Here is a 15,000-nt window from a genome sequence, read left to right as displayed (position 1 = left end):
GTGACGATCCGGCGCTCCGTCCATGCGGCGGCGCACGGTGCGTCTTGCGATGGGCACTGCTCGCACGCGGCGGAGGTCACGGAGCGTGTGCAGCTAAACAATCATCCGCGCGATTGCAAGCCTTGCTTATGACGCCTCGCAGCAAGTTTTGTCATGGCGCCGGGGGATACAATGACCATTCGACTACCAATTGTTGAGCCACTCTCTGCATGAACGCTGTGCGCAGCCCGAAAAAAGCCTCGAAAAAGACGCCCAAACCGGAAGCCATCAAGGCCACCAGATCGGTGACCCCGAAGGCGACGCCCACCAAGAAGGTGGCCGCCCGACCGGTGAAGGCGGCGAAGGCCGCGGTGGAGAAGGGCAAGGCGGCGGCCGACGCGTTCTCCCTGTCGCCGATCCTCGCGGCGATCCGCAAGCGGGTGTCGGGGGCCTCCGCGCAGGCCGAGGCACAGACATTCGCCGAAGCGTTCTACAAGCGCATGGAAGAAGACGAGTATCCGCACCACACGGCGGACGGATGGGCGGCGATCGCCGCCGACACCCTGGCGTTCGCGCGTACCCGCAAGCCCGGCACCGCCAATGTGCGGATCTTCAATGCCATGCTGAAATCGCATGGCTGGGAATCGCCGCATACCGTGCTGCAGATCGTCAACGACGACATGCCGTTCCTGGTGGACTCCGTCAGCATGGCGCTGGCCGAGATGGGAGTGGGCGTACACGTGCTGGGCCATCCGCTGGTGCGCTTCACGCGCGACAAGGCGGGCAAGGTGCAGGCCGTGGGCGAGGGCAAGCCCGAATCGCTGATGCTGCTGGAGATCGATCGCCTGCCACCCGATGAGATGGCGGCCATCGAGAAGCGCATCCGTGCCGTGCTGGAAGAAGTCCGGGCGATCGTCCGCGACTGGAGCGCCATGCGCGAGAAGATGCTGTCGCTCGCCGACGACATGGCCACCCGCCGCATGCCGGTGGATGACGACGGGCGTCGCGAAGCGCAGGAGTTCATGCGCTGGGCCGCCGCCGACCATTTCACCTTCTTCGGCTATCGCGAATACCGGGTCGAGAAGGGCACCGGCATCCTGGCGGCCGTCGAGGACAGCGGCCTGGGCCTGCTGCGCGAAGGCGATACCACGCCGCCGCGCAACATCAAGACGCTGGCCGCGCACTACCTGCCGCAGGGCGGTTCGGTGGATGCGCTGATCCTCACCAAGACCAATCGCCGGTCCACCGTGCACCGCCCGGGCAACATGGATTACATCGGCGTGCTCGAGTTCGATGCGAAGGGAAACCCCGTCGCCGAGCAGCGCTTCATCGGCCTGTACACGTCCAGCGCCTACAACCGCCGTCCGTGGGAAATCCCGCTGGTGCGCGAGCGCCACGAATACGTGATGCAGAAGTCCGGCCTGTCGCCCAGCGGCCACAGCGGCAAGGCGCTGCGCCACATCCTGGAGACGCTGCCACGCGAGGAACTGTTCCAGTCCAGCGACGAAGAGCTCTACCGCACGGCGATGGGCATCCTCGGCCTGCAGGAGCGCGTGCGCAGCAAGCTGTTCCTGCGCCGCGACCGTTATGGCCGCTTCTATTCGGCCTTGGTCTACATCCCCCGCGAGCGCTTCAACACGGATGTGCGCCTGCGCATCGAATCGCTGCTGAAGGACGCCATGCGGGGCGAGTACGTCGACAGCAGCGTGCTGCTCGGCGAGTCGCCGCTGGCGCAGCTGCACATCACCATTCGCCCGAAGGCGGGCGAGCAGGTCGAAGTCGATACCTCCGCGCTGGAAGGCGACATCGCCCACCTGCTGCGCAACTGGCAGGACGACCTGCGTGAAACCCTGATCACGCGCCACGGCGAGTCGAAGGGCCTGTTGCTGGCGGGCGGCTATGGCCGTGCGCTGCCGGCGGGCTACATCGAAGTGGTGTCGCCGGAAGGTGCCGCGCGCGACGTGGAGCATCTCGCTGCACTCACCGGTCCGGACGACCTGCGCCTGAGCCTGCACGAGTCGCGCCGCAAGCGCCCGGGACAGGGTCGCCTGCGCCTGAACCTGTATCGCCAGGAAACCGACATCCCGTTGTCAGATGCGCTGCCGCTGATGGAGAACATGGGACTGCGCGTGATCTCCGAGCATCCGTTCCGTCTGGAGACGGGACAGGGCGCGCGTTACATCCAGGAATTCGAGGTGGAACCGCTCAGCGGCGAGTTCGACATCGCGCGCCTGGCCTCCACCTTCGAGGAGGCCTTCGCCCGGGTGTGGCGCGGGGATGCGGAGAACGACGGCTTCAACAGGCTGGTGCTGGGCGCCGGCCTGGCCTGGCGCCAGGTCGCCCTGCTGCGCGGCTACTGCAAGTACCTGTTGCAGACCGGCGTGCCGTTCTCGCAGAGCTACGTCGAGGAAACCCTCAACCGCTATCCGCTGCTTGCGCGCCTGCTGGTGGAACTGTTCGAGGCACGCTTCGATCCCGCCACCGGCAGCGAGAGCAAGGCGCAGATCAAGGAGGGCCAGGACCGTTTCGCTGCCGAACTCAAGGCGTTGGCCGGCAATGACGACGCTGCCCAGAAGATCCTGACCATGCTGGTCGACGCGCGCGGTGGCAAGCGCGACCTGCAGGTCGAGACTGCGCACCGGGCGCTGATCAAGCTGATGGACCGCGTGTCCAGCCTGGACGAGGACCGGATCCTGCGCGGTTTCATGGGCGCTATCGAAGCCACGCTGCGCACCAGCTTCTACCAGCGCGGCAAGGACGGGCAGCCGGCACACACCATCAGCTTCAAGTTCGACTCCGCCAAGGTGCCGGACCTGCCCAAGCCGCGTCCCTATCGCGAGATCTTCGTGTACGGCCCGCGCGTGGAAGGCGTGCACCTGCGCTTCGGCCCGGTGGCGCGTGGCGGCCTGCGCTGGTCGGACCGCCGCGAGGACTTCCGCACCGAGGTGCTGGGACTGGTGAAGGCGCAGATGGTCAAGAACACCGTCATCGTGCCGGTCGGCGCGAAGGGCGGCTTCTTCGTCAAGCGTCCGCCCGCCGGCGGCGACCGTGACGCCGTGCTGGCCGAAGGCATCGCCTGCTACAAGCTCTTCATCCAGGGCCTGCTGGACATCACCGACAACATCGTCGGCAACAGGATCGTGCCGCCGGTGGACGTGGTGCGCCACGACCAGGACGACCCGTACCTGGTGGTCGCCGCCGACAAGGGCACGGCCACGTTCTCCGACATCGCCAACGGCCTGGCCATCGCGCACGGTTTCTGGATGGGCGATGCGTTCGCGTCCGGCGGCTCGGTGGGCTACGACCACAAGGGCATGGGCATCACCGCGCGCGGCGCATGGGAGTCGGTCAAGCGCCATTTCCGCGCGATGAATCGCGACAGCCAGACAGAAGACTTCACCTGCGTCGGCATCGGCGACATGTCGGGCGACGTGTTCGGCAACGGCATGCTGCTGTCGGAACACATCCGCCTGCTGGCCGCGTTCGATCACCGCCACATCTTCCTGGACCCGAACCCCGATGCGGCGAAGTCGTTCAAGGAACGCGACCGCATGTTCAAGGTGCCGCGCTCCAGCTGGGCCGACTACGACGCCAAGCTGATCTCCAAGGGCGGCGGCATCCATCCGCGCAGCGCGAAGTCCATCGACATCACCCCGGAAGTGCGCGCCGCGCTCGGCATCGCCGACGGCGTGAAGTCGATGACGCCCAACGAACTGATGAGCGCCATCCTGAAGTCGCCGGTCGACCTGCTGTGGAACGGCGGCATCGGCACCTACGTGAAGGCCGCCAGCGAGACCCACGCTGATGTGGGCGACCGTGCGAACAACGGGTTGCGCGTCGATGGCCGCGACCTGCGCTGCAAGGTGGTGGGCGAGGGCGGCAACCTGGGCCTGACCCAGCTGGGCCGCATCGAGGCCGCGCAGCATGGTGTGCTGCTCAACACCGACTTCATCGACAACTCGGCCGGCGTGGACACTTCGGACCACGAGGTGAACATCAAGATCCTGCTCAACGGCGTGGTGCAGGCCAAGAAGCTGGGCATGGATGCGCGCAACAAGCTGCTGGCCGACATGACCGGCGAAGTGGCCGAGCTGGTGCTGTGGGACAACTACCGCCAGAACCAGGCGATCAGCCTGATGGAGCGCATGAGCGTCTCGCGCCTGGGCTCCAAACAGCACTTCATCCAGACGCTGGAATCGCAGGGCCTGCTGGACCGGCAGATCGAATTCCTGCCATCCGACGCCGAACTGGCCGAGCGCAAGGCGCGTGGCCAGGGCCTGACGCGTCCGGAACTGTCGGTGCTGTTGTCGTACTCCAAGCTGGTGGCGTTCCAGCAGTTGCTGGAATCCGACATCCCCGAGGATCCTTACCTGTCGAAGGAGCTGCAGCGCTACTTCCCGCAGCCGCTGCAGAAGAAGTACGCCTCGGAGATGGAGAAGCACCGCCTGAAGCGCGAGATCATCGCCACGGCGGTCACCAACACCACCATCAACCGGATGGGGGCCACCTTCCTGCTGCGCATGCAGGAAGACACGGGCCGCTCGCCGGCGGAAGTCGCCAAGGCCTTCACCATCACCCGCGAGACGCTGGACGCGCGGGCGTTGTGGAACCAGATCGACGCGCTGGACGGCAAGGTGCCGGAATCGGTGCAGATCGACGCCCTGCAGGTCATCTGGCAGGTGCAGCGCAACTTCACCCGCTGGCTGCTGACCCGCCAGGGTCCGATCCCGGCCATCGCCACCGCGGTGGAGCGTTATCACGACGGCTTCAACGAGATCCGTGCGGCCGACGGCGTGCTGCCGGACTCGCTGCGCCCGGCGTACAACGCCAGCCTGCAGGAATGGAAGGACAAGGGTCTGCCGCCTGCGCTGGCCGGCCAGATCGCGGCGCTGCCGTACCTGGAGCCCTCCTGCGACATCATCGAACTGGCCCGGGCGCGCAAGCTCAAGCCGGTCGAGGTGTCGAAGGCGCACTACCGCCTGGGCGAGGCGCTGCACCTGCCGTGGCTGCAGGACCAGATCGAAGCGTTGAAGGTCGATGGCCGCTGGCATGCCGTCGCGCGCGGTGTGCTGCGTGATGAACTGGCGGCGCACCAGCGCACGCTGACCAACCAGCTGCTGTCGCTGCCGGGCGGCAACGCCGACGCCAAGGTCAAGGCCTGGCTGGGCCGCGACGACGCCGGGCTGCGCTTCACGCTGAACATGCTCAACGAGCTGGCCGCGCAGAAGACGCTCGACTACCCCACCGCATCGGTGGCGGTGCAGCGGCTGGGGCAGCTGGCGTCCCAGGGCTGATTGCACGTCATGTGAGTGGAACGGGGCGGCCTTCGGGCCGCCTTTTTTGTGGCCGCCTTCCATGGCCGCCACCCGGTGGGCCAACGCTGCGCGTTGTCGAAAAACGCTCCCGGCGTTTTTTTCTGTACGCTGTGCAGGCCACGATGGAGCCACGGATGTCCACACCCCGCATCGCCTTCCTCGCCAGTCCCACGCCTGAGGCACAGGAGGCGCTGGCGACACTGCAGCGCGAACACGGTGCGCATGTGCCCGACCAGGCGGACGTGCTGTGTGCGCTGGGCGGCGATGGGTTCATGCTGCAGACGCTGCATCGGCACGGCGCGCTCGGCAAGCCGGTGTTCGGCATGAAGCTGGGCACCGTGGGTTTCCTGATGAACCACTATCGCTCGGACGGCCTGTTCGACCGGATTGCCGCGGCGGAACCGGCCAAGCTGCGGCCGCTGGAAATGCAGGCACTGACCGAGTCCGGCACGTCCACGTCATCCCTGGCCTACAACGAAGTGTCGCTGCTGCGCCAGACACGGCAGGCGGCGCACATCCAGATCGACCTCAACGGCGAAACCCGCCTGGACGAGCTGATCTGCGATGGCGTGCTGACCGCGACGCCGGCGGGCAGCACCGCCTACAACTTCTCCGCGCACGGGCCGATCCTGCCGCTGGGTTCGCACACCATTGCGCTGACGCCGATCGCGCCGTTCCGTCCGCGCCGCTGGCGTGGCGCCATCCTCAAGGCCGATACCGAGATCCGGTTCCGCGTGCTCGACCCTTACAAGCGCCCGGTCAGTGCCACTGCCGATTCGCACGAGGTGCGGGACGTGGTGGAGGTGACCATCCGCGAGTCGCGTGACCGCACGGTCACCCTGCTGTTCGACCGCGAACACAATCTCGAGGAACGCATCCTCAGCGAGCAGTTCATGACCTGAGGATTGTCCCGGCGGACATCGTGGTTTCGCCGCATTGCGGCTTGCCGGGTCATCCCACGCATGGTATCCAGCGCCCCATAGCGATTCGGTTCGCATCCGCCCGGGGAGGGGTCACGATGCAGTTGAAGTGCGCGTTGGCGCTGTGCGCCATGCTTGCCGCGACCGACGTGGCGGCCTGCAATCTGTCCACTGGCACCACCGCGTTCGCGGCCGGCGGTGCGTCGTCGGCGCTGGTCGAAGACGGCACCCTGAAGCCGCCCTTGCTGGAGGTGGTCAGCCTGACGCGAGGCGTGGACGGACACGCCTCGTGCGATGCCAGTGGCCTGCTGACGCTGGGCGTGGAGTGGCCTCGCGGCACGGATTACAAGCTGCGTGAACTGGGGTTCGAGTTCCGCGTGCTCGGTGAGGACGCCCTTGCGATCTTTCCCCGCGAGCCGGTGGCGGGGCGCGTTGAGGGCCGTCGCAGCGAGTTCGTGTTCCTCTGGCGCGATGGACCGCCTTCGGAACAGTCGCCGATCGACCTGTTGGTCGAAGTACGCGCCATCACGCCCGACAATCGCAGGGGGCCGCCGGCACAGGTGCGTATCGCCGCTGCACCGGGGGGATAGGGGCACGGCGTCTCGCGTCATGCGCCACAGATCGCCGATACTGTGCGCATGGCCGACAACACCCCCCGTTTGCTGACCGTCGCGGTCACGTCGCGCGCCCTGTTCGATCTGGAGGAAAGCCACGCGCTGTACGAGCGCGAGGGCGTACAGGCCTATTCCGACTACCAGCGCACGCACGAAGACGATGTGCTGGCGCCGGGCATCGCCTATCCCGTCGTGCGCAAGTTGCTGGCACTCAACGTGGGGGCGCCTCCGGAAGCGCCGCGCGTCGAAGTGATCCTGCTCTCGCGCAACTCGGCCGATACCGGCCTGCGCATCTTCAACTCCATCCAGCACTACGGCCTGGGGATCGTGCGTGCCACGTTCACGGCCGGCGAGCCCACCTGGCCCTACGTCAAGCCGTTCGGCACCGACCTGTTCCTGTCGGCCAACCCGGAATCGGTGCGGCGCTCACTGGAGCACGGCATCGCGGCGGCGACCATCCTGCCGGCAGGCGCACCGCAGCAGCGCCACGAACACCAGCTGCGCATCGCGTTCGATGGCGACGCGGTCATCTTTGGCGACGAGAGCGAGCGCATTTCCCGTGAACAGGGCGTGGAGGCATTCGGCCGGCACGAGCAACAGCGTGCACGCGAGCCCTTGTCCGGTGGTCCGTTCCGCAACTTCCTGTCGGCATTGCACCAACTGCAGCAGGTATTCCCGCCCGATGAGCGTTCGCCTATCCGCACCGCACTGGTCACCGCGCGTTCCGCGCCGGCGCACGAGCGGGTGATCCGTACGCTGCGCGAGTGGGGCGTGCGCCTGGACGAGGCGCTCTTCCTCGGCGGCCGCCACAAGGGGCCGTTCCTGGAAGCCTTCGGCGCCGACATCTTCTTCGACGATTCGCAACACAACATCGACAGCGCGCGCCACCATGTGGCCGCGGGTCATGTTCCGCACGGGGTGGCGAACCCGTAGGGCGGGCCTTCGCTCGCCCTAAAGCGGCAGGCGGATGTCGGTCAGCCGCCAGCGCAGGCCCTGGCGCGTGAAGACGAACACCACCGGGTCGCCCTCATCGTCGTGCACGGTGGCAGTGAAACGGGACAACGACTCGTAGCGGTGGCTGGCCTGCCTGAGCGGATCTGCCGGCGTCGGCGGGGCGTAGGTGTCGCCGCCCACGGTGTCGCCGACGGCGCGCTTCCACGTGGCGCGGCCTTCCAGGATCGCGGCGATACCCATCGGCGTGACCATCGTATCCACCCCGCGCCCCAGCATGCTGTTGGCGATCGAAAGCGCCGCGGCACCGAACAGGTTGCCGCTGACCTCCGGTCCGGCGCGCCGCGCGAGCGAGTCCTCCACCTGCGCGCGCAGGTTCACGCGCAACGAAGCGAAATCGACATGCTTCTGCAGCTTGCCGGTGTCCTGCTCCGCCAGCGCCGTACGGATGCCGTGGATGGCCAGGTAGGGCCCGGCGGCCACATAGCCCGCCAACCCCAGCAGGAGGGCGACCACCACTCCGATCACGAGCCACTTCTTCATCGGCAAACCTCCGGGTCAGAACTCCAGGTCCAGCGCAGCGCACAGGTAGTCCACGAACGGGCCAAGCGCCTTGAGATCGGCCGCCACGGTCTGGCGCAGCTTCGGACCGGTCATGGTGGCGTCGTCCAGCGAGCGCCAGAACACGAAATTGCGGTGCTTCAGGTCTTCGATGAACTCGAAGTCGGCGGGAAACCCGCGCGGAGGGCGGACCAGTTTCTCGCTCTCTTCGAACTCGAAGCGCCGCCGGAAAGGCGCATCGTGCGCCGCCTTCTTCCAACTGCCCGGGTTGTCCAGGATGAACTGCCGCACCCGCCGCTGCGTGTCCGGCTCGGGATGCCAGAGTCCGGCACCGACGAAACATTCGCCAGGCTGCAGGTGAAGGTAGAACGAGGGCGCGGGCACCTGTTTGTGGCGCTCGTGGAACAGACGTGCACCCTGCCAGGACTTGTACGGGGATTTGTCGTTGGAAAAGCGTGCGTCACGGTAGATGCGGAACAGCGACCCGCCTACCGTCTTCGGTTCGGAGCGGAAGTGCAGGCTCACTGCCGCCAGGTCGGGCTGCAGGTCCGTCAGGAGCCGGAGGAATGGCTGCCGGACGTGATCCTCGTACTGCGCCTTGTGGTCGTTGAACCAGGTCTTGTCGTTGTGGCGGGCCAGCCCGCGCAGGAACTTGAAGCTGGCATCGGAGAAGTAGGTGGCCATGGCCGCCATTCTAGACAAGCCGGCGTCATCAGGCCGACAAGGCTGCCCTCGATGTCGCCTGGCGTACTAGAGGCCGGCCTGCAGGTCCTGGCGCCACTGCTGGATCCTGTCCAGCAGCACGAGCCGGTCCGCATCGGCGGCGTGCGTCATCCGCAGTTCCGCAAGTTCGGCGTCGAAGCTGGCGAAGCTGTATTCGGACATCCCGCTGTCGGTCGCGAGGCGCTGCCGGCGATAGTCGTCCCAACGCTGGCGCTCGGCGGGAGACAGCGAGCCGGGCCAGTTGCGCGCGCGATAGCGGAACAGCAATTCGGGCAGGCGGGCATCGCGGAAGCCGAAATCGCGTTGGCCCAGCAGCGCAGGCGGCGTGGTCCGTACCTCGGTGAACCGGCGTTTGTCCGCGTCCGCCAGGAAAGCATCGTAAAGCGAGGCATCCACGTCGCCTGGAGTGAACTGCCGCTCGCCGGCAAACACCTGCCGCACCTTCTCCGCAAGCTCCGGGCCGGCCTCGCGCAGGACTTCCGCATGGCGCTCGCAGCGCACGGGATCGATGCCGAGCCGGTCCATGTCGGCGGGGCGCAGATGCGACCAGGCGACCAGCGCCGGTGCACGGTTCAGATGGACTTCCTTCAGTGGGATCCGCTGCTCGCCTTCCGGCAGATCGGCGGCCGGGGTGTAGAGACGGTCGGCGATCTGGTCGGGCGCCAAGGCCAGCAGCGCGGCCGGATCGCTTTCCAGGTCGAACACCACCACGCGATTGTCGATGCGCGGATGCCGCGCCAACGGCAGCACCGGCGCCGCACAGAGGCGGCTGGCGGGATAGCGCTGCGAGACATGCAGTACCGGTTGCATGGCCGTCACATCCAGCAGGCGCGCGGCGAAGCGCTTGTCGCGCAGTTGCAGTGCGTAGTCCCACAGGCGGGGTTGGGCCTGCCGCATCAGCCGGGCCAGGCCGATGGTGGCGTACACATCCGACAGAGCCTCGTGCGCATCGCCTTCGCGGACGCGGTTGGCCAGCGCCAGGTGTTCCAGCTTGAAGGACGTGGCACCGTCGTCCCGCTTCGGCCACACGATGCCGTCCGGCCGCAGCGCATGCATCAGCCGCATCACGTCCAGCAGGTCCCAGCGCGAGTTTCCGCCACGCCACTCGCGCTCGTAGGGCTCATGGAAATTGCGGAACAGGCCGTGACGCACGAACTCGTCATCGAAGCGCAGGCTGTTGTAGCCCAGCGTGCAGGTTTCCGGCCGCCCCATCTCGTCGGCAATGCGGGCGAAGGCTTCTGCTTCGTTGACGCCGTCGCGCAGCGCCTGTTGCGGCGTGATGCCGGTGATCAGCGTGGCGATGGGCGAGGGCAGCAGGTCATCCGCTGGCTGTACGAAGAAGCTGACCGGCTCCTCCATCAGTTCCAGCGCGGGCGTGGTACGCACGGCCGCGACCTGCGCGATCCGGCTGCGGCGCGGATCCGCGCCGAAGGTCTCGAGGTCGTAGAACAGGAAGCTGGCGCTCACCCCGCCATTTCCTCCAGCACCGGCAAGCGCGCGAGCACATCCGCATCGACCGCTGCCCAGTCGATTCCGTCGAGGGCACCGCGCCCGGCGGTATGCCGTACCAGAAGGTCGCGCTGCGCGTGGCTGCGATGCTGCGCCACCGAGTACGGGATGCGCATGAAACTGACCATCGTGTAGTGCGGCACGAAGCGGTGCGGATGGCGCTCCTGCAGCGCGCGCTCCAGTTCCCGCTGCAGCAGGAAGCCGCTGTCGTCCACCTTGTCGCGCATCTCCACGTAGTTCTCCAGCGCCATTTCCTGGATCGCCAGTGCATTGGGCTTGCGCTCGGCTTCGAAGGCGGCGAAAGCCTCCGCCAGGTCTTGCGTGGATTGCAGGTGGTGGGCGAGGGCGACGCAATCCTCGAACGCACAGTTCATGCCCTGGCCGTGGAACGGCACCATCGCGTGGGCGGCGTCGCCCAGCAGCACGGCCTGGCCCTGCAAGTGCCAGCGTTCGAGATACAGCGTGGCGAGCAGGCCGGTGGGGTTGGCGTCCCAGTCCTGCTCCAGTCGCGGGATCAGCGGCACCGCATCGGCGAAATCGCGCAGGAACAGCGCCTTCGCATCCGCGCCGCTGCGCACGCTGTCGAAGCCCGGATCACCTTCGTTGGGCAGGAACAGCGTCACCGTGAACGTGCGCTCGTCGTTGGGCAACGCGATGCACATGTAGTGGCCGCGCGGCCAGATGTGCAGGGCGTTCGGTTCCATGATGAAGCTGCCGTCGGCGGCAGGGGGAATCTCGAGCTCCTTGTAGGAGTGGTCGAGGAACTCGGTACGTTCACCGAGATCCTCCCGCTGTTGCATGGCGCCACGCAAGGACGAGCCGGCACCGTCGGCGCCGATCAGGGCGGTGAACCCGACAGGGTGGACGCCGCCATCCTGCTCGTCGACGAAGCGGGCGATGTGCGCGTCGAAATCTACGGATTCCAACCGGCGGTTGAACTGGATGACGGCGCCTGCGCGTTCGGCCAGATCCAGCAGCGTGATGTTCAAGTCGCCGCGATGGATCGACCAGATGACCTCGGAGTCGTCGCGCCCGTAGCGCTGCAACTGCAGCCGTCCGTCGAGGGCATGCACCATGCGCCCGCGCATCATTACTGCCTGCCGCATCACCGCATCGTCCGCATCCGCCATCCGCAGCGCATGGCGGCCACGTTCGGTCAGTGCCAGGTTGATCGAGCGGCCTCCCGCATAGCCTTGCACGCGCGGGTCGCCGCGTTTTTCGAACACCTCCACGCGCCACCCTGCGCGCGCCATCAGGGTGGCCAGCAGCGCACCGGCGAGGCCGGCGCCGATGATGGTGATGTGTCGCTTGCCGTCAGTGACCAAACTCGTTTCTCCGGATCAGAACCCCCGCCACGTCTCGACTTCCTCGACGAAGCGGTGGACATCCATGTAGCGGTTGTACAGCGGGGCGGGCGAGATGCGGATCACGTCCGGTTCGCGCCAGTCGCCGACCGTACCGACGGACAGCAGGTACTCGAACAGTTCGCGGCCGCGTTCGCGTCCGCCGGTCACTCGCAGCGAAAGCTGGGCGCCGCGCTGGGAGGTGTCTGCGGGCGTGATGATCTGCAGCACGTCCGACAGCCTTGCCTGGATCAGCGCTTCCAGCAAGCCGGTCAGCTTGAGCGACTTCGCGCGTATCGCCTCCATGCCACCCGCTTTGTCGAACAGCTCGAGCGAAGCGCGCAGCGGCGCCAACCCCAGGATCGGCGGGTTGCTGAGCTGCCAGCCCTCGGCGCCGGGCGTGGGCACGAAGGCCGGCTCCATCCGGAACCGGGTCTCCTTCTCGTGACCCCACCAGCCCGCAAACCTTGGCCTGTCCGTCCGGGCATGGCGCGCATGCACGAAGCAGCCCGCAACCGCGCCCGGCCCCGAGTTCAGGTACTTGTAGTGGCACCACACCGCGAAATCCACGCCGCTGTCGTGCAGGCGCAAGGGCAGGTTGCCCACCGCGTGCGCCAGGTCGACGCCGACGACGGCGCCCTGCGCATGGCCCAGCCGCGCGATCTCCACCAGATCGAAGGCCTGTCCGGTCCGGTATTGGACACCGGGCCACAGCACCAGCGCCAGGCGTGGGCCGTGCTCGACGATGGCGCGTTCGATGGCCGCCATCGACAACGTGCCATCGGGCAGGTCCGGTTCCACTTCGATCAGGTCGGTGGCGGGATCGAAGCCGTGGAAGCGTACCTGCGACTCCATCGCATGCCGGTCGGACGGGAATGCGCCGGCCTCCATCAGGATCGCCGGACGCTCCGCCGTCGGACGGTAGAAGCTGACCATCATCAGGTGCAGATTGGCGGTCAGCGTGTTCATCGCCACCACTTCCGCCGGCTCCGCACCGACCTGGCGTGCCAGCGGTTCGCGCACGAGTTCGTGGTACGTCATCCATTGCGCGTTGCCGGTGAAGTGGCCTTCGACGGCTTCGTTGGCCCACTTGTCCAGCACCTCGTTGAGGTAGGTGCGCGCTGCCTTCGGTTGCAGGCCGAGCGAGTTGCCGCAGAAGTAGACCTGGTCGTTGTGCTTGTGGCGCGGAATCAGGAACTCGTTGCGCAACGGACGCAAGGGGTCGGCGGCATCAAGGGCGATGATGTGGGTGCGGGACAGCGGGTCGGTCATGGAATGTGGTTTGGAGATGATCTTTGGGTTGTAGGAGCGACGTCAGTCGCGACCGTGGAGTGTCGGTGGAGATGACGTCGAATGGGCTGGCCTCCCACGAAGATACTGAAGGTCCTGGCAAGATCGTGCCGTGCGGTCGCGACTGACGTCGCTCCTACAGCGAGCCCTTTCACAGGAACCTCGAGGCGGGCAAGCCCAGCCATTCCAGCGCGGTGCCGTGATACAGGCGCGCCTGCCGGGCCTCGTCCAGGCCCAGGGCGGCGATGCCGGCACCGGGCTCCTGTTCGCCCAGCGGGAAGGGGTAGTCGGTGCCCAGCATCACGCGCTCGTGGCCGACCGTGTCGAGCAGGTAGTGCAGCGCGCGTGGATCGGCGACCCAGGAATCGAAGTAGACCCGGTCGAGGTACTCACGCGGATTGCGATGGTTGTCGGTGGCCACCAGGTCGGGCCGCATGTTGAAGCCGTGCTCGATGCGGCCGATGGTGTAAGGAAAGCTGCCGCCCCCGTGGGCGAAGCAGACCTTCAATCCGGGCAACCGTTCGAGCACGCCGCCGAAAATCAGGCAACAGGCGGCGCGCGATTGTTCGGCGGGCATGCCGACCAGCCAGGGCAGCCAGTACTTGGGCATCGATGCGGCGCCCATCATGTCCCAGGGGTGCACGAGGATCGCCGCGCCCAGTTCGCTGGCCGCCTGGAAGAACTCGAACAGTTCCGGTGCGTCGAGGTTCCAGTCGTTGACATGGCTGCCGATCTGCACGCCCTGCAGGCCCAACTGGTCCATGCAGCGCTCCAGTTCCTGCACCGCCAGTCGCGGCGATTGCATCGGCACCGTGCCGATGCCCGCATAGTGGCGCGGATAGTCGCGGCAGGCGGCGGCGGTATGGTCGTTGAGCGCCTGGTGCAGCTCCAGCGCATGGTGCGCCTTGGCCCAGTAGCTGAACATCACCGGCACGGTGCTGATGACCTGCACCTGCACGCCGAATTTGGCGTAATCGGCGATGCGTTCTTCCGGATCCCAGGTCTTGGGCCAGATCTCGCGGAAGAACTTGCCGTCCTTGTAGATGCGATGGCGGCCGTCGTCGCCGTGGTGGATCACGGGAAAGCGCAGGTCACCGTACTTGGCCGCCAGGTCGGGCCAGTCGCGGGGCAGGAAATGCGCGTGGGTGTCGATCTTCAGCATCGTGGGATTGTAGGGGTTGCCTGCGCGGGATTCGCGCTGCAGTGCCGAACGGGACCCATCCCCCGGGGCGCGCGCACCGCCACCTCAGGTGATGTCGGCTTGCGAATCGGCCTGCATCTCGTAGCGGCTCGGGCGGGGGTTCAGATGGCCGCAGGCCTTGCAGGTGCGCAGGTCGTCGCTGCGGTAGAAGGCCTCGAACACCCTGAAGAAATCCTGCTCGATGTCGTTCAGGTGGAAGTACTCCTCGTACACCTTCGCGTTGCAGTGTTCGCAGAACCACAGCAGGCCGTCGTCTTCGTGCGGCAGGCGCTTGCGTTCGATCACCAGGCCGACCGAGCCCGGCATGCGTTGCGGCGAATGCGGCACACGCGGCGGCAGCAGGAAGATCTCGCCCGCCCGGATCGGAATGTCACGCGGCGCGCCATTCTCCTGGATACGCAGCACCATTTCGCCTTCCAACTGGTAGAACCACTCCGGACCTTCGTCGTAGTGGTAATCGGTGCGCGCGTTCGGGCCGCCGACCACCATGACGATGAAGTCGCCGTCGTAGATGACCTTGTTGCCGACCGGCGGCTTCAGCAGGTGGCGGTGCTCGTCGATCCATGCCTGGAAGTTGAGCGGATTGGGCAGCAT

At 66.8% G+C, this 15,000-nt stretch carries 11 protein-coding genes; 4 read left to right on the top strand and 7 right to left on the bottom strand.

What is annotated here, in order from left to right:
• Positions 1 to 209 precede the first annotated feature (209 nt).
• From ACIPRS_RS00540 to ACIPRS_RS00525, 4 genes are all read left to right on the top strand, one after another.
• Positions 210 to 5,273: an NAD-glutamate dehydrogenase gene (locus tag ACIPRS_RS00540; RefSeq protein WP_446537154.1), complete on the top strand. Its 5,064-nt coding sequence runs from the start codon at positions 210 to 212 to the stop codon at positions 5,271 to 5,273.
• Between the two features lie 155 nt (positions 5,274 to 5,428).
• Positions 5,429 to 6,196: an NAD kinase gene (locus ACIPRS_RS00535; protein WP_337729858.1), complete on the top strand. Its 768-nt coding sequence runs from the start codon at positions 5,429 to 5,431 to the stop codon at positions 6,194 to 6,196.
• A gap of 116 nt (positions 6,197 to 6,312) precedes the next feature.
• Entirely contained in the window at positions 6,313 to 6,804 is a 492-nt protein-coding gene (locus tag ACIPRS_RS00530; RefSeq protein WP_446537153.1) for a hypothetical protein, read from the top strand.
• 48 nt (positions 6,805 to 6,852) lie between these two features.
• Positions 6,853 to 7,761: a 5'-nucleotidase gene (locus tag ACIPRS_RS00525; protein ID WP_142125360.1), complete on the top strand. Its 909-nt coding sequence runs from the start codon at positions 6,853 to 6,855 to the stop codon at positions 7,759 to 7,761.
• An 18-nt stretch (positions 7,762 to 7,779) separates the two neighbouring features.
• Here the strand turns inward: ACIPRS_RS00525 and ACIPRS_RS00520 are convergent, their stop codons facing one another.
• The 7 genes from ACIPRS_RS00520 to ACIPRS_RS00490 form a co-directional block, all read right to left on the bottom strand.
• Complete coding sequence (locus ACIPRS_RS00520; RefSeq protein WP_446537152.1) at positions 7,780 to 8,322, bottom strand: DUF2939 domain-containing protein; 543 nt, start codon at positions 8,320 to 8,322, stop codon at positions 7,780 to 7,782.
• Between the two features lie 15 nt (positions 8,323 to 8,337).
• On the bottom strand, positions 8,338 to 9,024 hold the full coding sequence (locus ACIPRS_RS00515; protein WP_337729855.1) for a DUF2461 domain-containing protein: 687 nt from the start codon (positions 9,022 to 9,024) through the stop codon (positions 8,338 to 8,340).
• Positions 9,025 to 9,090: 66 nt separating this feature from the next.
• On the bottom strand, positions 9,091 to 10,530 hold the full coding sequence (sbcB, locus tag ACIPRS_RS00510; protein WP_446537151.1) for an exodeoxyribonuclease I: 1,440 nt from the start codon (positions 10,528 to 10,530) through the stop codon (positions 9,091 to 9,093).
• Complete coding sequence (locus ACIPRS_RS00505) at positions 10,527 to 11,897, bottom strand: FAD-dependent oxidoreductase (RefSeq protein WP_446537150.1); 1,371 nt, start codon at positions 11,895 to 11,897, stop codon at positions 10,527 to 10,529. The genes sbcB and ACIPRS_RS00505 overlap by 4 nt, the downstream gene beginning before the upstream one ends.
• 15 nt (positions 11,898 to 11,912) lie before the next feature.
• Complete coding sequence (gene kynU / locus ACIPRS_RS00500) at positions 11,913 to 13,187, bottom strand: kynureninase (RefSeq protein WP_446537149.1); 1,275 nt, start codon at positions 13,185 to 13,187, stop codon at positions 11,913 to 11,915.
• A gap of 169 nt (positions 13,188 to 13,356) precedes the next feature.
• Complete coding sequence (locus ACIPRS_RS00495; protein ID WP_337729851.1) at positions 13,357 to 14,367, bottom strand: amidohydrolase family protein; 1,011 nt, start codon at positions 14,365 to 14,367, stop codon at positions 13,357 to 13,359.
• Positions 14,368 to 14,451: 84 nt separating this feature from the next.
• Entirely contained in the window at positions 14,452 to 15,000 is a 549-nt protein-coding gene (locus ACIPRS_RS00490; protein ID WP_192201095.1) for a 3-hydroxyanthranilate 3,4-dioxygenase, read from the bottom strand.

This window comes from Pseudoxanthomonas sp. LARHCG66, from assembly GCF_052871755.1.
The sequence above is the reverse complement of the archived record's forward strand: the minus strand, read 5'-3'. Positions and strand labels throughout refer to the sequence as shown.

Coding starts and splice junctions, on each gene's coding strand:
- ACIPRS_RS00540 (WP_446537154.1), top strand. CDS start 210: ATGAACGCTGTGCGCAGCCCGAAAAAAGCCTCGAAAAAGACGCCCAAA.
- ACIPRS_RS00535 (WP_337729858.1), top strand. CDS start 5,429: ATGTCCACACCCCGCATCGCCTTCCTCGCCAGTCCCACGCCTGAGGCA.
- ACIPRS_RS00530 (WP_446537153.1), top strand. CDS start 6,313: ATGCAGTTGAAGTGCGCGTTGGCGCTGTGCGCCATGCTTGCCGCGACC.
- ACIPRS_RS00525 (WP_142125360.1), top strand. CDS start 6,853: ATGGCCGACAACACCCCCCGTTTGCTGACCGTCGCGGTCACGTCGCGC.
- ACIPRS_RS00520 (WP_446537152.1), bottom strand. CDS start 8,322: ATGAAGAAGTGGCTCGTGATCGGAGTGGTGGTCGCCCTCCTGCTGGGG.
- ACIPRS_RS00515 (WP_337729855.1), bottom strand. CDS start 9,024: ATGGCCACCTACTTCTCCGATGCCAGCTTCAAGTTCCTGCGCGGGCTG.
- kynU (WP_446537149.1), bottom strand. CDS start 13,187: ATGACCGACCCGCTGTCCCGCACCCACATCATCGCCCTTGATGCCGCC.
- ACIPRS_RS00495 (WP_337729851.1), bottom strand. CDS start 14,367: ATGCTGAAGATCGACACCCACGCGCATTTCCTGCCCCGCGACTGGCCC.
- ACIPRS_RS00490 (WP_192201095.1), bottom strand. CDS start 15,000: ATGCTGCCCAATCCGCTCAACTTCCAGGCATGGATCGACGAGCACCGC.